The following is a 24,191-nucleotide window of genomic DNA, read 5'->3' on the forward strand; positions in this document are numbered from 1 at the left end:
TCCAATACGCAGCTGAGCTTGTAAGAGGAAATGTTAAGGAAGTGGCAAAGGCTGAGTTCGCGGCAGCGAAAAAAGCGAAGCTTGATGACATCCTTAAGGGTCTTACTAAGGATGCTAAGAAGGCGGCCTCTGATGATGAGGGTGAAGTTACTGCACCACCACAGGAAGTGGTAACTGGCTCTATTTCTGGTATTGATATTATGGATCTTGAGGATGCTGTTAAGGCTCTTTGGAAAAAGGGTATCTATGCTGAAAGTGGTATGGGCTGTACTGGGCCTGTTGTTATGGTCAGTGAAGAAAAGCTTTCAACAGCTATAAAAGTGTTGGCTGAGGCTGGCTTTGTTGCTGGTGAAGCAAGCTGTTAAGAAGCAATTAGTAATGAGTAATTAGTAATTAATAATTAGAAACCTTAATGTAAATTAAATGAAAAAATGGCGGACAAATTTGTCCGCCATTTTTTCATTTCTCTTTGATAGAATTAAAGTGGTTTATAAACCAAAAAAATTATAAAAGAAGGATAAATCTCCAATGGCCTAAATTTAGATGAATAAATACATTATGTTTTCAAATAGCATATTCAATAATATACGACATATATATTAATCAAGAAAAACAAGAATAAATTTTCAAATATTACTATTAAATAACCAAAAACAGATAAGAGTAGTAAACGCTAATTTGCGATTACTAATAAAAGAAAGGTGGTATGTAAATGAAATTAAAAAGTAAAAACAAATTTATATTACTTCTCAGCTTATTGCTACTAATAACCTCTCTAACAATGACAATGATTTACTCCAATCAAGATGATTCGGAAGATGATTCTGGTCCAGGTGGCGGAAGTAGTATTCCTGGGTTTCATTGTGTACATCATCAACCCTACGTAGTGAGGCATGATAGCCATGAAGTCCGATGTGCAGTTTGCAACATAAGATTAGAGAATACTCCTTGTCAATATGTTTTAACCCCTATAGACTCTGTATACCATTCAGCGATTTGTAACATATGTGGTAATGAGAAAAACGTTCGTCATACACTTAAATACAGAAAATTAAATGAAGGTCATCAAAAAGTTTGTGGTTGTGGATATGAAGAAGAGATGGAAAACCATAATTACATGGTTACATCAATCGGTGATAATAAACATAATCTGGAATGTAAAGTATGTCAATATAAAACCAGTGAAAATCACAATTGGAATAATGGTAAATGTACTATTTGCAATAAGCAGCAGCCCTGTAATGATCATAGTTTGACATTACCAGTACCTTACGATGAATCAATGCATGTGTATCACTGTGGTACATGTAATTTAGAAATTGGACCCTATGAACATCATAGTTTTGTACTCTTTCCAAATGGTGTTAGAGTTTGTGAGATTTGTGGTTACGAAGAATCATTTAATCATTTTGATAATCGATTTTAAAAAAATCCCGGATTTTACTCCGGGATTTCTTCTATCCTTCCGCCATAGGCGATAATGGTACGCTGTATATAATTAATTGTTCTTTCAACCGCTTCATCGGGTGTATACTCAGTTTGGCCGTTCATAAACCTCATAAACATCCCTTGATAAATTAAAAGGGTCATTTCATTTATTTCTTCAATGTGTTCCTTTGGGATAAAACCATCTGCTTCACTAGCCTCTAATAAGGTTTTGTTTCGAGCGTAAATATCATTCTTTAATAGCATTTTAAGAAGATCCTCAGGCTGTTCACCCAACTCTTCAGGGAAAATTGAGTAATACTCTTGAATTGCATCCTTTATGGAAGTGCTATATTTATTAAAAAAAATAGAGTGATAAATTTTCGGGTTATTAAAAGAAAACTGGCAAAAACATTTCCAAATTCTAAAGTACTTATCTAAGGAATTTTTACTGGCCTTAACAAAACCGGGTAGAGCGACAACATAATCTTTTAGATGCTGCATAGAAGCAAAAAAGATAAGATGCTCTAGGTTGTCAAAATAATTATACAAAGTGGCACTATTATAACCGGCTAAATCAGCAACCTTTCGGACTGTTACAGCCTCAGTTCCCTCTTCCTCAGCTATTTTTTTCGTTGCTTCTATAAAATACCCCATCATACGTCTTTTCTGAATTTCTTTTTTATCCATACTTAATTCATCACCTACATAACATAATTTTTCAAATCTTTATATATTATAACATATTTTTCGTACTAAATAAGAAGTATATAAACTTTGTTATAAATTTATAAATAAAAATTTACTCTGATTTTATTCTTGCTTAATACACAGGGTTAAATATTGCGAATAAAAATATAAACACGTATAATAAATAAACATGTTTACATTATAACGTAAATCATGCTATAATAATAAAAATTGATATTAAAATATCAAAGTGTGTTAAAACATTATCAAATGTGGGGAGTGAAGATTATGGAAAAAATCTATGATGTAATCATTATAGGTGGAGGACCAGCGGGATTGTCGGCAGGATTATATGCTGGTAGATCAAAGATGGATGCATTGATTATTGAAAAGGCAAAGAAAGGAGGGCAAATTGTATCTACAGATGAAGTAGTTAATGTACCATGTTCAATAAGAGAAACAACTGGGCCAGCCATTATAGAGCGACTTGTTGAACAGGTAGAAAGCTTTGGAACAACAATCATTAAAGATAGCATTAAAGAAGCAATTCTTGATGGCGACATAAAGGTACTAAAGGGTCTTAATCATGAGTATAAAGCTAAATCGGTGATTATCGCCAATGGTGCAAAACCCAGACTATTGGGGGTGCCTGGTGAAGGCAAACTAACAGGAAAAGGGGTTTCCTATTGTGCTACATGTGATGGAGACTTTTTTACGGATCTGGAGGTATTTGTAGTAGGTGGTGGAGATTCAGCTGTTGAGGAAGCCATGTTTCTTACAAGATTTGCAAAAAAGGTAACAATACTTTGTAGAGAAGGTGCCTTAACATGTGCGAAATCAATTGCAGAAAAAGTTAATTGTCACCAAGCTGTAGAGATTATTTATAATACAGAAATTGTTGAAATAATAGGGGACGGCATTGTTGAATCTATGATTGTAAGAAACAATATAACAGGAGAAGAGCAAGTTATAATAGCCAATGAAGAGGATGGAACCTTTGGTATATTCGTATTTATTGGTTTTATACCACAAACGGAAATATATAAAGATAGAGTTTATATGGAGCATGGATATATTGTAACCAATCAAGATATGCATACTGATGTTGATGGGGTTTTTGCAGCAGGAGATTGCCGCGTTAAGTCATTAAGGCAGGTTGTAACAGCTATTTCTGATGGTGCTATTGCAGCAGTACAAGCAGAAAAATATTTAGAAAGCAAGCAGTGTGATGGATCTGTAAATGTAATCTAACTCCATAAGTCTGCATTAAATTCGAAATATTCTATTAAAACAAACTAGATTATTTAATAAACACATATACAAAATAAACTCAACTATGGTATAATGATATTGGTTAGAAAAATAACAATAGCAAATTAGTATAATGTAAAACGTTTGCATAATTTCGATATAGTAGTAAAAAGCTAATGGAAAAGTTATTTTTCTATAAATTATACTTTTATTAAAGGAAGGGAGTGTAATTAATGAAATTAGAAATTGGTAATTTTCATGTTAAAGACATCGTCTTTGGTGATAAAACAGCATATACTAATGGGATTCTGACTATAAACAAGGAAGAAGCCTTAGCTGTTGTAAGGGAAGATGAGCATATTACTGAAGCCGACCTGGTTATTGTGAAGCCAGGGGACAAGGTGAGACTTGTACCCGTTAAGGAGGCAATCGAACCGAGACACAGAGTAGGTGGAGGACCTTTATTTCCTGGAGCAACTGGCGATTTATTGCAGGCTGGAGATGGTAAAACACTTGCCCTTAAAGGTTGTAGCGTATTGGTTGTCGGAAAACACTGGGGTGGATTTCAAGATGGGTTAATTGACATGAGTGGAGAAGGTGCAAAGTATACTTATTATTCACAGCTTAAAAATATAGTTCTGGTTGCAGATACAGATGAAGACTTCGAAAAGAATGAACAACAAAAGAAAAATCATGCATTAAGATGGGCTGGTATGAGATTAGCTGAATATGTTGGTAACTGCTTAGCTGAGCTTCAGCCAGAAGATGTTGAAACCTATGAGCTTGGTCCAGTTACTAAGCGTTCTGTAGAAGAAAATGGGTTACCTAATGTAGTTATAGTATTACAGCCGCAATCTCAAATGGAAGAATCAGGTTATAATGACTTATGCTATGGATGGGACTGTAATAGAATGGTACCTACATTTATGCATCCAAATGAAGTGCTGGATGGAGCGATGATTTCTGGTTCCTTTATGCCATGTTCATCAAAATGGTCAACCTATGATTTTCAAAATTTCCCAATGATAAAGAGATTATTCCAAGAGCATGGCAAAACAATTAACTTCTTAGGAGTAATTATGTCTAACCTAAACGTTGCATTGGAGCAAAAGCAAAGATCAGCTCAGTTTGTTGCACAAATGGCTAAATCACTTGGAGCTGACGCAGCAATTGTTGCTGAGGAAGGCTACGGAAACCCTGATGCTGACTTTATAGCATGTATTGTAGCTTTAGAGGATGCAGGAGTTAAAACTGTTGGATTAACAAATGAATGTACAGGTAGAGATGGAGCATCTCAACCATTAGTTACATTAGATGAAAAGGCAGATGCTATTGTATCCTGTGGTAATGTATCGGATTTAATCAAGCTTCCACCAATGGAAACTGTAATTGGTGAACTTCAAGCTCTTGCAAGAGATGGATTATCAGGTGGATGGGATAATGATGCAATTTTAGGACCATCGGTTAAGGAAGATGGATCAATAATTATGGAAAATAATGCTATGTTCTGTGGAGATCAAGTTGTTGGTTGGTCTACAAAGACAATGAAGGAATTTTAAGGAGGTGTAAATAGATGAAAAAAGCGATTTTATACTTGAACCAGTTTTTCGGACAAATTGGTGGAGAAGAACTTGCCGATCATGCTCCTGAAATAAGAGAGGGACTAGTTGGTCCAGCTATGGAACTAGATAAGCAGTTGGGAGAAGATGTTAAGGTTACCCATACAATCATATGTGGTGATAACTTCATGGGTTCTAAGCAAGACGAAGCAATAAAAACTATATTAGGGTTTTTAGAAGATAAAGAATTTGATATTTTCTTTGCTGGACCTGCATTCAGAGCAGGGAGATATGGTAGTGCATGTGGTAACATTTGCAAGGCGGTAAAGGATAAATTTGGTGTTCCTGTGATTTCATCAATGAATGATGAAAATCCTGGAGTAGAAATGTTTAAGAAGGAAGTATATATTTTTGAAGGTGGGGCAAGTGCTGCTGCCATGAGAAAAGATGTTAAGGCTATGGCTACTTTTGGATTGAAGCTAATAAATGGTGAAGAGCTTCTTCCTGCAGAAGAAGAAGGATACTTTGGTAGAGGTGTTAGAGCACAGGTTTGGTTAAATCCACCTGTTAAGGCAACTGATAGAGTAATTGATATGCTATTAAAAAAGGTACATGGACAACCATTTGTTAGTGAGCTTCCAATACCTAAAGCTGACCTTGTAGCAATTGCACCATCTCTTACACCAGAGGAATTAAGCAAAGCAGAAGTTGCTATTGTTACTTCAGGTGGAATTGTACCCGTTGGAAATCCAGACAGAATTCAATCTGCATCAGCAACTAAGTGGGGGAAATATGATATTTCTCAATTGGATGACCTTGTAAAGGGTGAATTCATGACAATCCATGCTGGATTTGATCCTGCAGCTGCCAACAGTGACTCAGACGTAATTGTTCCTCTTGATGCATTAAGAGCCTATGAAAAAGAAGGAAAAATAGGTGGAGTATTTAAGTATTTCTATTCTACAGTAGGAACAGGAACAACTCAAGCAGAGGCTGCAAGAATGGGAAGGGAAATTGCTGCTGAATTAGTTGAGGCTGGAGTAAAGGCTGTTATCCTTACCTCCACGTGAGGTACCTGTACTCGTTGCGGTGCAACGATGAATAAAGAAATTGAAAAAGCAGGTATCACAATTGTTCAAATGGCAAACCTCATCCCCGTTTCAAAAACAGTGGGAGCAAATAGAATGGTACCAACCATTTCTATTCCATACCCATTGGGCGATCCAAATACCCCTAAAGAACAACAATGGAAGTTGCGTTACCATAGAGTAGGGGTAGCACTCGATGCATTAACTACTGACATTACAGAGCAGACCGTATTTAAAGTAAAGATTTAATTTAGTAAAGTGGCTATTGTTAGTCACTTAACAACACAAGTAAATTAGTTATATTAGTCTCATAAAAAAATGTGGGACTAGTATAACTATTAATTAGATGACGTGTTGTTAAAAAAATATCAAACTTGAAAGGGGATGTAAGGTAATGGAAAGAAAGCAAAATAACAATGTATTTATCATTTCACTTGCTGTTGTAACAGCCATAGTTTTATGGGGACTAGTTTTTCCTGTTAATTTTGAAGAAACAGCAAACGGACTATTTAATTTCTTAGTTGGTAATTTTGGTTGGTTTTATCTTGTTTCAATGTTCTCATTTGTAGCATTTTCAGTATGGATTGCCTTTAGTAAGTACGGAAAAATAAAGCTTGGTGCAGATGAAGATGAAGCGGAATATAGCTTTATTTCATGGTTTGCAATGTTGTTTAGTGCAGGAATGGGTATAGGCCTTGTCTTCTGGGGCGTGGCAGAGCCATTAAATCACTTTATAGCACCTTTAGGAATGGATGGTGGAACAGCAGAAGCTGCAAGCTTTGCAATGAAAAAATCCTTCTTCCACTGGGGGCTGCACCCATGGGCAAACTATTGTGTTTTAGCTTTAGCCTTAGCTTATATGCAGTTTAGAAAGGGTAAACCAGGACTTATTAGTAGTATATTCATACCATTACTTGGAGAAGAAAGAGCAGCAGGTCCAATTGGAAAATTCATTGATATTTTAGCAATCTTTGCAACTGTAGCTGGTGTTGCAACATCCTTAGGCTTAGGTACATTACAGATTAACAGTGGACTTAATTACATGTTTGGTGTTCCTGAAAATGGAACTGTACAAATAATTATTGTAGCTGTGGTAACGGTATTGTTTATGATTTCAGCTATTACAGGGCTAGATAAGGGGATTAAGTTTTTATCCAATGTAAACGTCACTCTTGCCAGTATATTGCTTTTGCTTACACTTATAGTTGGACCAACGTTACTAATCATTAATGCATTTACTGAAGGATTAGGATTATACGTTGGAGAGTTCATTAGAGATAGCTTTCACTTAGAGGCCTTTGGTAATGGCGAATGGTTTGGATGGTGGACAATATTCTATTGGGCTTGGTGGATAGCATGGGCACCATTCGTTGGAACCTTTATTGCTCGTATATCTAAGGGTAGAACAATAAAGGAATTCGTAGCTGGAGTTCTACTAGCACCAACAATAGCTTCGTTTTTATGGTTTGCAGTATTTGGGGGTGCAGGAATAAACCTGGGCACTGAAATTGGAAGTGAAGCTATACAGTCAACACCAACAGCATTCTTTGTAGTAATGAACAATTATCCTTTAGGTGGGCTAATTTCAATAGTTGCAGTAATTTTACTTTGTACTTTCTTTGTTACCTCAGCAGATTCAGCCACCTTCGTATTAGGGATGATGTCTTCAAATGGTAATTTGAATCCTGACAATAAGAGGAAGCTAATATGGGGGTTCGTTCAATCTGCAATGGCATTAGTATTAATGTTGGCAGGAGGCTTAGGTATGCTTCAAACAGCATCTATTGCAGCAGCCTTTCCATTTGCATTTGTCATGCTATTTGGAATGGCATCGTTGGTTAAAGTTTTAAAGGAAGATTATAAAGAAAATATAGCTAAAAAAGAAGAACTGTAATAAATAGAATACTATTTTAGAAATCTCTATTTCACAAGGAATAGAGATTTCTTTTGTTAATAATTAAATCAATATAGGGGCTATAGATATCAAATCAACAAATATTTTGAATAAAAAAATTATTTATATAATTAAGAAAAATTTTATTGCAGGAACATAGTAATGGTTAGCGAATCTTAAGTAATAACGTTTTTAATCTATATTAGATAAGATTGAATAATAACAGGGAGGAACAACGCTATAATGATTACCATGAAGAACCTTGAAAAAACATATCATTCCAATGAAGGTGTTCTTAAAGTCATCGATATTCCTTTTTTTGAAATAAAGGAAGGAAGCCAAATCGCCTTAGTAGGTCCTAGTGGTTCTGGAAAAACTACATTTCTTAATATTATTTCTGGTTTAGTGAATCCTACGAAGGGTGAAATTGTAGTTGATGGAGTTAGAGTAGACTTACTAAAGGAAACACAAAAAGATGAATTTCGTTCACGAAGGATAGGCTATATTTTTCAAAACTTTAACCTAGTTAACAGTTTATCTGCAATGGAAAATGTTATGCTACCCATGATGTTTAGTGGATTGATTAATAAAAGGCAACAGCAGGAAAGAGCTAAGGAATTATTAGGGAAGGTGAATCTTACCCATAGAATGCATCATAAGCCATCAACATTATCAAAGGGAGAACAACAACGAGTAGCAATAGCTCGTGCTTTAGCAAACGATGCTAAAATAATTCTAGCAGATGAACCAACAGGTAATATTGATTATCACACAGGAATGAAGGTATTTAACCTACTGATGGATCTTTGTAGCAAAAGTAATATTACTTTAGTTATGGTTACCCATAGTGAAGAGTACAAAAATAAGCTGCCACAAATCATTGACATTAGAGATATAAACAGTGCAATAACATATGGTGAGGAGGGGACACTATGGGAATCCTAAGGGTTGTTTTCAGTAATTTATCCAATAGAAAGCTTTCCTCCATTCTAACCACTATTTCTGTCTCAGTAGGGGTAGTACTGTTGATAGGAATATTAATTATTTCATCAGCTCTCCAACAAGGAGCGGTATTACAAGGGGGAGGCTACGATATTATAGTGGGGGCTAAAGGGAGCTCAAGCCAATTGGTTTTAAGTAGTATTTTCCATTACGACGTGCCCATTGGGAATATTTGCTATGATGTTTTTGAAAGCCTAGCAAGGGATGAAAGGGTTACAAAAGCAGTACCCTTAGCATTGGGAGATAACTACGCAAATTTACGAATTATTGGAACGGATGAAACCTATTTCATAGATATAGATGAAGAAATAGAAATTGTTTTACAGGCTGGAAGCTTTTATTATGAAGTTGGTGAGGTTGTAATAGGAGCAAAGGTAGCCGAAGAAGGTATTTTAAAAATGGGAGATACCTTCAAGGGAGCACATGGAATAGATGGAGATGATGATGACCATGACCATGAGTTAATCTATAAAGTGGTGGGAATCTTAAAGCCTCAACAAAGCGCTGACGATCATGCCATCTTTACAATGATAGAAAGCGTATGGGAAGAACATCACATCCACAGTACCCATAAGCCCTATTATCATTATCGACAAGATAATGACCATGATGATGAGCACCATGATGAAGATGAACACCATGATGAGCACCATGATGAAGATGAACATCACGATGAGCACCATGATGAAGATGAACATCACGATGAGCACCATGATGAAGATGAACACCATGATGAGCACCATGATGAAGATGAACATCATGATGGTCACCAGCATGATCATGACCATGACGAAAACAAGCCAGAGCTTACAGCTATATTAATAAGAGGGAAGGATATAGTTGCTTTATCCTCACTAAAGAGGGACATTGAAGGAGATCTACGCCATCCTGCCCAAGCAGCCTTTATTGTAGTTGTACTAAGACAATTATTGAATATTCTTGGAGATGGTACTGCTGTAGCTAAGTTTTTAGCATATATCTCCATAACCATAGCAGCAATATCAATTCTAATTTCCTTAATGAGCTCCATGACAGAACGACGTAAAGATGTGGCAGTAATGCGTATGCTTGGGGCTTCCCAAACCAAAATACTTTCAATAGTTGTATTAGAAGCACTGGTTATTACTGGTATCGGGGTAATAATAGGAACAATAGGAGGGCATATATTGGCCCACTTTATAGGGAATCAGCTACAGGAAACAGCTGGTCTATATGTAAATGCTTTACAGTACTGGCCAGGAGAATTTACAACCATAGTATCTGTTCTATTACTAGGGTTGCTTTCGGGTATTATTCCTGCCCTGTCGGTTTATAAAACTGAGGCAACAAAATATATGTATAATTAGGGGGATGAAAATGAAATATAAAGCTTTAATACTTTTAATAATATTGATGTTATTTGTTACAGCCTGTGCCTCGAATAATGAAACAGCAGAGACAATTTCTTTTACAGAGCTATCAGAAAAGGTAGCAGATGATGTGTACGATGTTTCTACAAAGGCAAAGGGATTGGATGGAAAAAGGGTAGAGATGATAGGATACATGTCGCCATTAAGTCCCCTAGATACAAATTTTTTCTATATGATCCAGGTGCCAGGTGCTATATGTCCCTTCTGTGATGGAGCTGATGTAGATTTCCTACAGGTGGTTCAAGTCTATGCACCAAATGATAAAAAGGTTGATTTTGAAACACATGCCATCAAGGTCACCGGCATATTCGAGGCTGGTGAAAAGGTGGATGAAAACAACGCCACAAGTATTTTTAGATTAAATGCAGAAAAAATTGAGGAGCATAAATTTTAATATTTAAATAACTTCTAACCCTCAAAGGTTAGGAGTTTTTATTTTGTGTATAAGCTTCAATATTAATATTTTATAATAAGGAAACCATAGAGTTATTATTGATGAACCATGCTAAATAGGTTAAGATAGAGTATAGAAGATTTACTAGAAGGGAGATTAATAATGAATCTAAACCACTTAAATAATATGCAGCAGCAAGCAGTTAAACATACAAAGGGTCCATTACTTATATTGGCGGGGGCTGGTTCAGGAAAAACAAGAGTACTAACCCACCGTATTGCATATTTAGTAGAAGAGCTAGGTGTAAATCCATATAATATTTTAGCCATAACCTTTACAAATAAAGCCGCTAAGGAAATGAGGGAAAGGGTTGAGACCTTATTAGGGAGTAATCATAGGGATCTTTGGGTTAGTACCTTCCACTCCTCCTGTGTTAGAATCTTACGATACGATATTGATAAGTTAGGATACAAGAAAAACTTCGTAATATATGATACATCAGATCAAGGAGTAGTTATAAAAGATTGCTATAAAGCTCTAAATATTGATGAAAAATATATTCACCCAAAGGTAGCCCTATCAGAAATAAGTAAGGCTAAGGATCAATTAATTAACCCCAGAAGCTATCAGGAGATGTATGAGGGTGATTATACTAAGAAGAAAATTGGTGAAATATATAGAATGTATCAAGACAAACTAAGGGGTAATAATGCATTAGACTTTGATGACTTAATTATGAAAACAGTAGAATTATTTATGACTAACCCCACAGTATTACGCTTTTATCAAGAAAAGTTCCACTATATAATGGTGGATGAGTTTCAAGATACAAACTATTCACAATATAAGCTGGTAAGTCTGTTAGCCCAAAATCATAAAAACCTATGTGTTGTTGGAGACGATGATCAGTCTATTTATAGCTGGAGGGGAGCAGATATAAGTAATATTTTGGGGTTTGAAAAAGAATTTCCAGATACAACTTTAATAAAGCTAGAGCAAAATTATCGCTCTACCCAGAGTATTTTAGATGCTGCCAATTATGTGGTGGCTAATAATACCCATAGAAAGCAAAAGAAGCTTCACACAGATAACCCCAAAGGGACAATTATTCAGTACCAAAGGGCAAGTAATGAGTATGAGGAAGCTCAGCATATAGCTATTAATATTAAAAAAGAAATTAGAGAAGAGAATAAAAATTACTCAGATTTTGCCATACTATACCGAACAAATGCACAATCCCGTGTTATAGAAGAGTTATTTATGAAGGAAAACATTCCTTACAAATTGTATGGTGGAGTTCGATTCTATGACCGTAAGGAAATTAAGGACATTTTATGTTATCTAAGGATGGTGGATAATCCAGTTGATGATGTTAGCTTACAACGGATTATAAACGTACCTAAAAGAGGAATTGGACTTAAAAGTATTGAAAGAGTAGCCGACTTTGCTGGTGAAGGAGGCGAAAGCCTTTTTAGTGCCCTTCTAGATGTAGATAAAATCGATGGACTCTCTACTAGAGTAAAGGTTCAAGCCAATAAATTTACAGAGCTAATTGTAGACTTAATTAACAGAAAGAATGAAATGACTGTAACCGAAATATTAACTGAGATATACAATAAAACAGGATATATTGATGCTCTCTTAGAGGAGAATACTGTTGAGGCTCAAGCACGAATTGAAAACCTTCAGGAATTTAAATCTGTTACTATGGACTTTGATAAAAACTCTGAAGTAAAAACCCTAGAGGAGTTTTTAGCAAGAACATCATTAGAATCCTCCATTGATCAAATGGAAGGTGAAGAAAATGTTGTTACCCTTATGACCCTCCATAGTGCTAAGGGATTGGAATTCCCAATTGTTTTCATTCCAGGAATGGAGGAAGGCATATTCCCTTCCCATATGTCCTTAAAGGAAAATAATGAGGAAGAAGAAAGAAGACTTTGTTATGTGGGAATCACCCGGGCGATGGAAAAGCTATATGTATCCCACGCAGTCATGAGAACCCTCTATGGGCAGACAAGCTATAATGGTATTTCAAGATTTATTAATGAAATACCAGCTGAGCTAATAACAAAGGAAGCACCTTATGAACGGAAAAAGGAAGTAGTAAAGGTACAAACCTCTCCATTGTTTAGGGGAGACCTATTACAACCAAAGGTACAACGGGAACAAATCAAGCAAACAGGAGAGATTAAGGCTGGTACAAAAATAAAACATCCTAAATTTGGAGCAGGTACAGTTGTAGCAGTAGATGGAGATATGCTAAGTATTGCATTCCCCAATGGAGGTATAAAGAAAATTGCAAGCACCTTTGTGAACTTGGAAATAGTATAAAAGCAATGAGTAATGAGCAATGAGTAATGAGTAATGAGCAATGAGTAATGAGTAATGAGCAATGAGTAATGAGTAATGAGCAATAAAAAGACTATAACAAAAAAATGTAGATTATATCGAAGTTGTAAAGCAGAAAGAGTAAATGTAATTTTTTTCTTAAATAAGATAGAAATTAGAAAATTTCTGCATTAATTATTCATTACTCATTGGTTTTCATTACTCATTAATATTTATACATGGAGGTGATTCTATGGATGCTCAGGATAAAATGAAACAATTAATAGATAAACTAAATGAGCACAACTATAGGTATTATGTTTTGGATGAGCCAATAATAAGTGACAAGGAATACGATGAGCTATATGATCAGTTAATTAAGCTTGAGGAAGAAACAGGTATAGTTAATGAGGACTCACCCACCAGTAGAGTTGGGGGAGAACCCATAAAAAGCTTTCAACCCCATAGACATATGGTGCCATTATGGAGCTTAGATAAATCAAAAACCTCAGAGGAGCTCCTTACATGGGATACAAGAATAAAAAGATTGTTGGAAGGAAGAAAACTACCTGTAGAATACGTGGTGGAGTACAAGTTTGATGGATTAACCATCAACCTTACATACGATGAAGGAAGGCTAGTACAGGCGGCAACTAGAGGAAATGGAGTAACAGGCGAAGGCATCCTTGAACAGGTTAAAACCATTAAAACAATTCCAATAACCATACCCTATAAAGGTAGAATTGAGGTTCAAGGGGAAGGTCTAATGTCTTTATCTGTGCTGGAGGAGTATAATAAAACCGCCGATGAGCCCTTGAAGAATGCTAGAAATGCAGCAGCAGGGGCATTAAGAAATTTAAATCCTAAGATAACAGCAAAAAGAAAGCTAGATGCCTTCTGCTATAATGTAGGATATATTTCAGAAGACATTTTTAGTACCCATATTGAAATGATAGATTTTTTAAAGATTAATCGATTTCCAATTAGTAGATATATAAAGCATTGCAGAAGTATTGGTGAGGTTATTGATGAAATAGAAAAGGTTGAAAAAACAATTGGTCAACAAAACTACTTAATAGATGGTATGGTTATTAAAATTAATCATATGGAAACAAGGGAAGCTTTAGGCTATACACAAAAATTCCCCAGATGGGCGATGGCGTTTAAATTTGAAGCACAGGAGGTTACCACCCGGTTAAATAATGTTGTTTGGCAGGTGGGGCGTACAGGAAAACTAACACCATCAGCTGAGCTTGAGCCAGTTGACATTGGTGGTGTAACAGTTAGTCGTGCCACCCTAAACAATTGGGACGACATACAGAGAAAAAAAGTAATGGTTGGCTGTAATGTTTGGTTGAGAAGATCCAACGATGTAATTCCAGAGATTATGGGGGCAATAGCTGAAACCTGTGAAGGTGCTGAGGTAGTTGAAAAGCCAGTCCAATGTCCCTCTTGTGGAAGTGAAATAGTTGAAAAGGGAGCACATATCTTCTGCCCCAACTCCTTATCCTGTAAACCGCAGCTGGTATCGCGAATTGTACACTATGCCAGTAGAGATGCAATGGATATAGAAGGCTTTAGTGAGAAAACAGCTGAACAATTATTCGAAGAGCTGGGACTAAAGAATATTGCAGACTTATATCATTTGCAATATGAAGACATGATAAACCTAGAGCGCTTCGGTGATAAGAAGGCTAGAAATTTACTTGAAGCAATAGAAAAGAGTAAGGATTGCGAACTAGATTCATTTATTTATGCCCTGGGCATTCCAAATGTTGGAAGAAAAACTGCCTCTGATTTAGCTAAGCACTTTAAATCATTGGATGCTGTAATGGCATCAAAGTATGAAGAGCTAATTACTTTGCCAGATTTTGGAGATGTTGTAGCACAAAGTATAGTAGAGTTTTTCCATGATACCACAATAATAGAAAGCATAGAAAAACTTCTAACGGCAGGGGTAAACCCAATATACAGTGAGCCAGAAGCAATTGATAATTTATTTACTGGCAAAACGGTGGTTGTAACAGGCACACTAGAGGGTTTTAGTCGTAAGGAGATTAAAGATTTATTGGAGGAAATGGGTGCAAAGGTAGCTGGAAGTGTCAGCAAAAACACCGATTATGTTATTGCAGGAGAAGACGCAGGTTCAAAGCTTAAAAAGGCTCAAGATATAATTGATAGCGGTGTGGAAACAGATTTAAAAATAATTGATGAAAAAACATTTAAAGAGATGATAAAGTAAAAAATATGAGAAGCGCAGGGATATATAGTCCCTGTGCTTCTCATATTTTTAAAACTCATAGATACCTACTAACATACATAAATCATCTTTTAAAAATAGACATAATATATTTTGCAAAGTCTGATGTGTTCTTTAATAGAAAAGCTGTTTTATCAATACCTAGATAAAATTAGTTTTATTGAGTTAAAAAAGAAAAATATGAAGGGAATATATATAATTAAATCAATTATATAAATTAAGTAGTTTCAGCTATAGGACTATGTTTGAAGGGTCAAAGGGATTCTATTGACAAATGTGAATTTTTTAAATATTAACTTTACTTTTTTTAGCGAGTAGTATAATATTACTATAAGAATTGTAAACAATAAACAATTAACAGTAAACAATTATTCTGCTACAATCTTCACTATGTTGTATAAAGGATTAATTTTTTTGTGTTGCAGAGATTTGATTAACTATGATTTGAAAGGAGGTTTATAGTTTCTTTAGTTCGATAAATAAGAAGTTATTATAAACAAAGAAATTTTTCTACTAATTAAGTGATGTGGAGGGAGATTAATAAAATGAAAAAAATTATCGCATTTTTGATTATTGGAGTATTACTGAGTGGGGCGTTAATTGGCTGCAAGAGTGACACAACAATAGTAGATAATGGAGAAGAATCACTAGAACAAGGTGAAATAGAAATGAAAATAGATAAAGAGCAGAAATTTGTTTTTAGCGACAATAGTGCTGTTATTGGATTAAACCCGTTACTAAACACAACTGCACCTGACAATGGTCTTCACGATATAATTCTTGAGACATTAGTCAGAAGGGTTGCAGATGAAGATGGCGGAACTATTATGGAGCCAGCAGTTGCTGAAAGATGGGATATTAGCCAGGATGGAACAGTTTATACCTTCTTTATAAGAGAAAATGCATTATGGCATGATGGTGTACCTGTAACAGCCCATGATTTTGTTTACACCTACCAGCAAATGGCCAATCCTAAAGTGGGTTCTACAAATGCATGGTTATTCGATGGAATTATTGTTAACTTTGGAGAGGCCTTATATGACAAAGGAAAGAAGCCAGAGGATATAGGAGTAAGGGCAATTGATGATAGAAGGGTAGAGTTTACACTGGTTAAACCATACTCTTATTTCCTAGACCTATTAAATGGTGCAAGACCAGTACGACAAGATAAGTTTGAAGAGTGGGGATCTGAATACGGGTCAAGCATGAATCATGTTGTAATGAATGGTCCATTCATAATTGAAAGCTGGGACCAAAATGTTCAAATGACATTAGTTAAAAATGAAAAGTATTGGGATGCAGACAATGTAAAGCTAGATAAAGTTGTAAGAAAGGTAATAACTGAACCGCAGGTAGCAGTACAGGCATTACTTGCAGGCGAAATTGATGTTGTTCGTGCTAGAGAGCCAGAGCATAAAATGCTAATGGAAAGGGAAGGTAATCGCTTTAGAACTATTGAAACAATCGTTAGAGCACCTGAGTTTTATGGCTTTAATGCACAAAACAAATATTTTAAGAATCCTAAAATCCGTTTAGCCTTTTCATTGGGCTTTGACCGTGAAAAATATGTCAATGATATTATAGATGGTGCAGCTGTACCATTGTACTCATTAATGCCTCCTGTAATGAGTGTAGGTGAAACATTATATACCAATATGGTAAAGGGTGAGAATGAAATTATTAAACACCTACAAAAACAATATACTGATCCTAAGGCTTTATTAATTGAAGGCTTAATAGAGGAAGGCTTTGATCCAGATCCTTCAAAAATGGAGGTTCGCCTTGCTACAAGGGGGACAAGTGAATTCTCCAAGCGATCATCAGAATGGATGCTACAGCAGTGGAGAGAAAACCTAGGTGTTACCATTATAATCGATATGATGGAATGGAATATTATGTGGGATAGAGTTGGTGAAGGTGATTATGATATATCAACTGCTGGCTGGGGACCATATTATAACGACCCCAACGGACTACTTAGCATTTATCATCCAGAAATAGGATATTTTGACTCGGCAAAATCCGGCTGGGTGGGGCCCGATGCCGATAGATTTAAAGAGCTTCTAGAGCTGGCATCCAATACACCAGATCTTGATGAAAGGGCACAGCTTTACTTAGATGCAGAAAAATTGCTGGTAGGCACAGGAATTATATCACCTACTTATACTAGAGTAGATACAACTTATGTAGCGGATTATGCAAAAGACTATATTTTTAATACCCATGCATCAGTAGACTATAGAAAAATATATATAAGCGGGAAGAAATAGTAATCGGAAATTCATAAACACTTAATAATTATCATATTTAGGTGGAGTTAACCACTCCACCTAAATATTTGGTAATAACAACTTAGAAAGGTAGGGTGCTATGGGACGATTTATATTGAAGAGAACTGCATATGGATTAATTACACTTTTTTTAATTATAACTGCTACGTTTTTCTTGATTTCAGCAGCCCCGGGAGATCCGATTGCAGCTAAGGTTGAAGTAATGCCAGAAAGAGCACAGGAAGTTATCAGAGCTAAATATGGATTAGATCAACCTACCTATCAGCGTTATTTTATCTATATGAAAAACTTAATTACCACCGGTGATTTTGGTGAATCAGTTATTTATACAGGAAGAAGCGTGAATGACATTATCCGAGATAATGCCCCGATTTCAGCCAAAATAGGCATTATTGCATTATTTTTTCAAATAACTTTGGGAGTTTTATTGGGGATGATTGCCGCCTTAAATCGTGATAAATTCTCAGACCACTTTATACGGGTTTCAGTGGTGCTGGCAATATGTGTTCCAAGCTTTGTCTTTGCAGCATTATTACAATATTTCATAGGATTTAAATGGGGAATAACACCAATATTCGGTTGGGGCTCCTTTAAGCATTACATTTTACCTGTTGCTGTTTATGCAATTGGTGGAATAGCAAGCTATGCTAAATTTATGCGAAACAGCACCTTGAGCGTTATGAATGAGGATTATGTTTTAACAGCAAGGGCCAAAGGGTGTAGAAGGGCAAGAACTGTAAGGAAGCATATCTTTAGAAACTCCCTTATACCTATTGTTACCATGACGGGCCCTGCAATTGCAGGTATATTTGCAGGATCCTTTATAATAGAGAGACTGTTTTCTATTCCGGGCTTAGGACAATATTATGTAAAGGCAGTATCGGATACTGACTATACAATGGTACTGGGGTTAACTATATTCTTTGCGATACTATATGTAATTGCATTGATTCTGGTGGACATTTTATATGGTGTTGTAGACCCTAGAATTAAAATAGCAAAAGGTGAATAAAAACAGAAGGAGGCTTAATTATGGTTACAACCGATACGGTAACATCTAATGAAATATATGAAGATGAATTATTTGAAAAAGTTGGCATTAAAAAAGAACTATCTGAACATATGGGAAGACCGGCCTTAACCTATTGGGCCGAAGTTTGGAGACGGTTTAGAAAAAATAAACTAGCTATTACAGGTCTAATAATGCTATGTATAGTGACTCTATTGACCATTATAGGGCCTACTTTATCAGGACATGATTATCAATATATGGATTCATCCATTAGAAGCCAAACACCATCTGCTAGCCATTGGTTTGGAACAGACCGGATGGGTAGAGATATCTTCACAAGAGTATCTGTTGGAGGTAGAATATCCCTTATTATTGGACTTCTATGTACTCTGGTGATGTTCACGATAGGTTCAATCTTAGGGGCTATTGCTGGACTAAAGGGAGGTTGGGTGGATGACTTAATTATGCGGATTTGTGAATTCGTAGGAAATTTACCCTATTTGATAATAGTAGTTATACTTTCTATGGTAATGGGAAGAGGTTTGTTTTCCTTAGTATTTGCCCTAAGCTTTATATCATGGGTAGGCACAACTAGAATGGTACGAGGGCAAATCCTACAAATCAAAGAACAGGACTTTGTTAAAGCTGCTGCAGCATTAGGAGCAGATTCTAAAAGAATAATAATTAAGCATCTTTTTCCAAACACATTAGGAATTATCATGGTGACCATTACAATGGCTGTACCGGGCTTTATCCTAGGAGAGGCGTTTTTAAGCTATATTGGTCTTGGCATAAGACCTCCAGAGACAAGTTGGGGGGCGTTGGCTGCGGCAGGACAAGAACGTCTCATGTTCTATCCCCATGAATTATTTTTCCCTAGCTTAATGCTGGTTATAACCATATTATCCTTCCATTTAATTGGTGATGGTTTATCCGATGCATTAGATCCAAAGCTAAAAGACTAGAACAGAGGAAGAAGGTGGAATAATGGCTAAAGAACGAATTTTAGAAGTAGAAAACTTAACCGTTGCCTTTAAAACCTATGGTGGGAGTGTACAAGCAGTAAGGGGCACGGATTTTTATTTAGATAAAGGGGAAACATTGGCTATTGTAGGCGAGTCTGGCTGTGGCAAGACGGTAACTGCAAAGGCCATTATGGGATTGCTGCCAATTGACAATACAACCATCGGTAATGAAAACAGTAAAATAATGTTTAATGGCCGGAATTTGATAAAACTAACTGAAGGAGAGCTTGCAGACTTACGTGGGAAGGAAATATCCATGATATTTCAAGATCCAATGACTTCTTTAAATCCTACCATGAGGATAGGAGAGCAAATTGCCGAAAGTGTTTTAATCCATAATCAAATATCAAAGGAGAAGGCAAAAGAGATTGCCATTAAAATGCTGAAACTTGTTCAAATCCCAAATCCTGAAGAGAGATATAAACAATATCCATTCGAATTTTCTGGTGGTATGAGACAAAGAGTAATGATAGCCATAGCCTTGGCATGTGATCCAAAAATACTAATAGCAGATGAGCCTACAACTGCATTAGATGTTACCATACAGGCCCAGATAATGAAGCTGATTAACGAGCTGAAGAAGGACCTTGATACCGGTGTAATTCTTGTAACCCATGATCTTGGGGTAGTTGCAGGAGCAGCAGATAGAATTATTGTTATGTATGCAGGTAAAATTGTAGAAAGTGGCAGAACAGAGGATATATTCTATAATCTAAAGCATCCTTATACCTACGCACTGCTTCAATCGGTACCTAAGCTTACTAAAGATACTAGTAAAAAACTATATTCATTACAGGGGACCCCGCCAGATCTAATAGATCCACCCAAAGGGTGTGGATTTGCCCCTAGATGCGATTTTGCAATGAAAATATGTAGTATAAAGACTCCAGAAAAAACCACCTTTGCAGAGGGTCATGAGGCCTATTGTTGGCTACATCATGAAAAAGCCAATACCCAGGGAGTTCCAGAGCTTATACTGACAAGAGGTGAATCCAGTGGCAAATAAAACAATTACTGTAGAGGTTAAAGACTTAAAAAAGTATTTCATGCTACCTACAAAAAAGTATTTGAAAGCTGTGGATGGTGTCAGCTTTAATATTTATAAAGGTGAGACCCTTGGTTTGGTTGGTGAATCGGGATGTGGAAAGACCACCTGCGGTAAGACAATACTTGGACTTTATGATGCAACAGCAGGAGAAGTCAACTTTGATGGATTTTCAGTCCATAAGAAGAGTAAAAAGGAACGGAAGGACTTTACCAAAAGAGCTCAGATTATATTTCAGGATCCTTATTCCTCATTAAATCCTCGCATGACCGTTGGAGATATAATAGCAGAAGGTATTGATATACACGGAATCCACAATGGTAAAGATAGAAAAGATAAACTATTTGAGCTAATAAGTATGGTTGGATTAAATAAAGAACACATCTCAAGATTTCCCCATGAGTTTTCAGGTGGTCAACGGCAAAGAATTGGCATTGCCAGAGCCTTAGCTGTAGAACCAGAGTTTATAGTATGTGATGAGCCAATATCTGCCCTAGACGTTTCAATCCAGGCACAGGTAGTAAACCTACTAATAGACCTACAGAAAAAGAAGAATTTAACATATTTATTTATTGCCCATGATTTATCAATGGTCAAATATATATCCGACAGGGTAGGAGTAATGTATTTAGGTAATTTAGTGGAAATAACCAGTAGTCATCAGCTTTATAGGGACCCTAAACATCCCTATACCAAAGCACTATTATCATCAATTCCAATTCCTGATCCAAAGATAGAAAGAAACAAAAAGATAATACCGTTGGAGGGAGAAGTATCTAGTCCGATAAACCCCATAGCTGGATGTAAGTTTGCTTCAAGGTGTAGTTTGGCAAAGGATATGTGTAGAAATCAGGTTCCAACTCTAAAGGAGGTTGACAATCAACACTTTGTTGCCTGTCATTTTATAGATAGAATTTAAATTATGAAATTGCTCTAAATTTTGGTGGAATAAAAAACACATCGGACCTCATCAGAGCATCTGCGTGAAGCTTTTAAAAAACAAAACTAGATTATCTAAAGTCATACGAGCAAAGAGGGAGAAAAGAAATGTTTATCATAAAAAATGGAATAATTCATATAGGTAATGGTGATGTCCTGAAGGATTGGGATATTCTAATAGAGGATGGATTAATAAAAAGAATAGAAAAAAACATAGAAATAGAAAATTCAAAAACTATAAATGCTAAAGGGAGAGAAGTGTTTCCTGGATTTATAGATCCCATAAGTAACTTTGGATGCATGGATAGTACCTTCAGCATAAAGGATCATGATGAAATATCTAACCCCATAACTCCTGATGCTAAAATTAAATATGCCTTTAACCCTAGTGAAATTATGCTGGAGGAGCTATATAAGGTGGGTATAACAGCTATTGGTGCTGCACCAGGAAACAAGAACATTATTGGTGGGCAAATGGCAGCTTTTAAAACCTGGGGATCGAGTTCAAAGAAAATGCTTATAAAAGAACCGGTTGCCTTAAAAGGTGCAGTATCAAATCCTGTGAAGGAGTCATATGGTAAAAACCAAATATTTCCAATGACTAGAATGGGGATATTTAGCAAGCTAGAAAATTACTTTTATGAAGCAGCTAAAAGTAATGAAGATAACATAGTTAAAAGAGTGTTAAATAAAGAAATCCCTCTAGTTATCCATGTAAATACTTCAGCTGAAATACAAGCATTATTAAATATTGTTAAGGATTATGATTTACACCTTGTTATATGTGGAGGATATCAAGCTGATAGATGTATTGAAGAGATTATTCACGCCAAAGCCTCGGTAATAGTTGGAGAACAGACATATTTAACTGCAAAAAACTATAATGAGACAGATTTAAAGAAAATAGCCGATATTCAAAAAGAAGGAGGCCTCGTTAGCTTCTCTTTAACTGGTGATTATGGACCAGAAGGAAAAGTTAAATACCTGTGGAATGCCATAGGGTTCTATAGGGCTGGCGTTGATAGGGAAGATGTATTAAAAATGATGACGATTAATCCTGCAAAAATATTAGGATTAGATCATATATTAGGAACAATAGAGGTAGGAAAGTCGGCAGATTTAGTTATATACACCAACAACCCAATTGAATACTACAGTTCAAGAGCCGTATACACCTTTATTGGAGGAGAAATGGTTTATCAGGAGGGAGACCTTTAATATGCTACTAATCAAAAATGCTAAAATATATACAATGGCTAATGGGATAATAGATAAAGGAGATATCCTTTTACAGGATGGAAAAATCATTGAAATAGGTGAAAATATTAATCATGAAGCAGCAGAGATTATTGAAGCTGAAGGAATGGTTGCATTGCCAGGTTTAATTGACTGTCATTCCCATATTGGGGCCATGAATTTTTCAAACTTTACCTCAATAGATGATGCCAATGAAATGACAAATAGCACTACTCCTGACCTCCAAATAATCTACGGTACAGATCCAAACTCAAAGGATTTTCAATTTGCCTATAGTAATGGTATTACCACCTTGGGTTTAACTCCGGGAAGTGGGAATGTAGTATGTGGATTAGCCTTTGGAGCTAAGACCTACGGCAAGAATATATATAAAATGACTATAAAAAACCCTATAGCATTAAAGGTGGCCTTTGGAGGAAATCCTAAAGGGGTGTATGGGAAACGAAACCAAAAACCATCAACTAGAATGTCTATACCCAATATAATGAAGGAGCTTTTCAAAGAGGCTCAGGAGTATATGATTAAAAAAGAAGAAGCTGATGGCAATAATGATAAAATGCCTAAGCATGATAAAAGGCTAGAGGTTATCATACCGGTTTTAAAAAAGCAAATACCATTAAAAATGCATTGTACACAATTTGATATGCTGGCAGCCATGGAGGTAGCAAAAGAGTTCAATGTCAAATTCACATTAGATCATGCATGGGGGGCAACTGACTACATTGAGGAAATTGTCGAAAGTGGCTGTGGAATAGTATTTGGCCCAATAGGTTCTAAGAAATCCCATGGAGAAGCTAGGCTTATTGATATTGAAAGTGTGGTTGAACTAGATAAAAAAGGAGTATTGATTGCATTAACTGCAGATGCACCTATACTAAGCATTGACTCCCTTATTCATCATGCAGGGGAAGCAGTAAAAGAGGGCTGTGAGTTAGAACGGGCCCTTAGGATGATTACCATAAATGCTGCTAAGATAATGGGGGTAGATGATAGAGTAGGCTCCATTGAAGTAGGTAAGGATGGAGATATAGCCATATTTAAGGGAATACCAGCATATAACACAGATGCTAAGGTAGTCCATACAATAATTGATGGAAATGTTATTTACTCTGATTAATTTGATATATCATATATATGGTGGTAGAATTTGCTTACGAACTAATATTGCTTTCTTAAAGCAGTTTTTTTTCTCTATTGTTTAAGTTTGTTTTACATAGAGATTTCCTGTACTTAGGAAGAGCTGTTTGATATACTTTAGTTAAGGTATACTCAAATATTTTTGGTTTATTTAATAATAAGCTTGATAGAATAACAGATGA

General features: G+C 35.9%; 18 protein-coding genes and 1 pseudogene. 18 read left to right on the forward strand and 1 reads right to left on the reverse strand.

Annotation, left to right across the window (positions count from 1 at the left end):
* Positions 1–365, forward strand: a pseudogene (locus BLP68_RS19170) (glycine/sarcosine/betaine reductase complex component C subunit alpha); the annotation flags it as partial.
* 347 nt (positions 366–712) lie between these two features.
* A complete protein-coding gene (locus tag BLP68_RS19175; protein WP_091547160.1) occupies positions 713–1,426 on the forward strand; it encodes a hypothetical protein in 714 nt (237 codons plus the stop codon).
* A gap of 14 nt (positions 1,427–1,440) precedes the next feature.
* Here BLP68_RS19175 and BLP68_RS19180 read toward each other — a convergent pair whose 3' ends face one another.
* Positions 1,441–2,115, reverse strand: a complete 675-nt coding sequence (locus BLP68_RS19180; RefSeq protein ID WP_091547163.1) for a TetR family transcriptional regulator — start codon at positions 2,113–2,115, stop codon at positions 1,441–1,443.
* 288 nt (positions 2,116–2,403) lie between these two features.
* Here BLP68_RS19180 and BLP68_RS19185 point away from each other — a divergent pair, with 288 nt between their 5' ends.
* The 16 genes from BLP68_RS19185 (at position 2,404) to BLP68_RS19260 (ending at position 23,989) form a co-directional block, all read left to right on the forward strand.
* Positions 2,404–3,366, forward strand: coding sequence for an FAD-dependent oxidoreductase (locus BLP68_RS19185; RefSeq protein ID WP_091547165.1), 963 nt, complete (start codon positions 2,404–2,406; stop codon positions 3,364–3,366).
* 233 nt (positions 3,367–3,599) lie between these two features.
* Positions 3,600–4,925 carry a glycine/sarcosine/betaine reductase component B subunit gene (locus tag BLP68_RS19190; RefSeq protein WP_091547168.1) on the forward strand — a complete coding sequence of 442 codons (1,326 nt, stop codon included), beginning with the start codon at positions 3,600–3,602 and terminating at the stop codon, positions 4,923–4,925.
* 14 nt (positions 4,926–4,939) lie between these two features.
* On the forward strand, positions 4,940–6,262 hold the full coding sequence (gene grdH / locus BLP68_RS19195) for a betaine reductase selenoprotein B (RefSeq protein ID WP_091547170.1): 1,323 nt from the start codon (positions 4,940–4,942) through the stop codon (positions 6,260–6,262).
* A 145-nt stretch (positions 6,263–6,407) separates the two neighbouring features.
* Positions 6,408–7,907, forward strand: a complete 1,500-nt coding sequence (locus BLP68_RS19200; protein ID WP_091547173.1) for a glycine betaine uptake BCCT transporter — start codon at positions 6,408–6,410, stop codon at positions 7,905–7,907.
* Positions 7,908–8,150: 243 nt separating this feature from the next.
* A complete protein-coding gene (locus BLP68_RS19205; protein ID WP_091547175.1) occupies positions 8,151–8,852 on the forward strand; it encodes an ABC transporter ATP-binding protein in 702 nt (233 codons plus the stop codon).
* Positions 8,840–10,255, forward strand: coding sequence for an ABC transporter permease (locus tag BLP68_RS19210; protein WP_091547177.1), 1,416 nt, complete (start codon positions 8,840–8,842; stop codon positions 10,253–10,255). The genes BLP68_RS19205 and BLP68_RS19210 overlap by 13 nt, the downstream gene beginning before the upstream one ends.
* 10 nt (positions 10,256–10,265) lie before the next feature.
* Positions 10,266–10,712, forward strand: a complete 447-nt coding sequence (locus BLP68_RS19215) for a hypothetical protein (RefSeq protein ID WP_091547179.1) — start codon at positions 10,266–10,268, stop codon at positions 10,710–10,712.
* Positions 10,713–10,874: 162 nt separating this feature from the next.
* A complete protein-coding gene (gene pcrA / locus BLP68_RS19220) occupies positions 10,875–13,046 on the forward strand; it encodes a DNA helicase PcrA (protein ID WP_091547180.1) in 2,172 nt (723 codons plus the stop codon).
* A 250-nt stretch (positions 13,047–13,296) separates the two neighbouring features.
* Positions 13,297–15,285, forward strand: coding sequence for an NAD-dependent DNA ligase LigA (gene ligA / locus BLP68_RS19225; RefSeq protein WP_091547182.1), 1,989 nt, complete (start codon positions 13,297–13,299; stop codon positions 15,283–15,285).
* A gap of 563 nt (positions 15,286–15,848) precedes the next feature.
* Positions 15,849–17,573, forward strand: coding sequence for a peptide ABC transporter substrate-binding protein (locus tag BLP68_RS19230; protein WP_176759118.1), 1,725 nt, complete (start codon positions 15,849–15,851; stop codon positions 17,571–17,573).
* Positions 17,574–17,673: 100 nt separating this feature from the next.
* Positions 17,674–18,606, forward strand: a complete 933-nt coding sequence (locus BLP68_RS19235) for an ABC transporter permease (protein WP_091547185.1) — start codon at positions 17,674–17,676, stop codon at positions 18,604–18,606.
* 20 nt (positions 18,607–18,626) lie between these two features.
* Complete coding sequence (locus BLP68_RS19240) at positions 18,627–19,571, forward strand: ABC transporter permease (RefSeq protein WP_091547186.1); 945 nt, start codon at positions 18,627–18,629, stop codon at positions 19,569–19,571.
* A gap of 22 nt (positions 19,572–19,593) precedes the next feature.
* Positions 19,594–20,637: an ABC transporter ATP-binding protein gene (locus tag BLP68_RS19245; RefSeq protein WP_091547188.1), complete on the forward strand. Its 1,044-nt coding sequence runs from the start codon at positions 19,594–19,596 to the stop codon at positions 20,635–20,637.
* Between the two features lie 40 nt (positions 20,638–20,677).
* Positions 20,678–21,595 carry an ABC transporter ATP-binding protein gene (locus BLP68_RS19250; RefSeq protein WP_176759121.1) on the forward strand — a complete coding sequence of 306 codons (918 nt, stop codon included), beginning with the start codon at positions 20,678–20,680 and terminating at the stop codon, positions 21,593–21,595.
* A gap of 128 nt (positions 21,596–21,723) precedes the next feature.
* Positions 21,724–22,833 carry an amidohydrolase family protein gene (locus tag BLP68_RS19255; RefSeq protein ID WP_091547191.1) on the forward strand — a complete coding sequence of 370 codons (1,110 nt, stop codon included), beginning with the start codon at positions 21,724–21,726 and terminating at the stop codon, positions 22,831–22,833.
* Between the two features lies 1 nt (position 22,834).
* Positions 22,835–23,989: an amidohydrolase family protein gene (locus BLP68_RS19260; protein WP_091547193.1), complete on the forward strand. Its 1,155-nt coding sequence runs from the start codon at positions 22,835–22,837 to the stop codon at positions 23,987–23,989.
* Positions 23,990–24,191: the final 202 nt, after the last annotated feature.

It is taken from the genome of Alkaliphilus peptidifermentans DSM 18978 (assembly GCF_900101495.1).
GTDB lineage: Bacteria > Bacillota > Clostridia > Peptostreptococcales > Natronincolaceae > Alkaliphilus_C > Alkaliphilus_C peptidifermentans.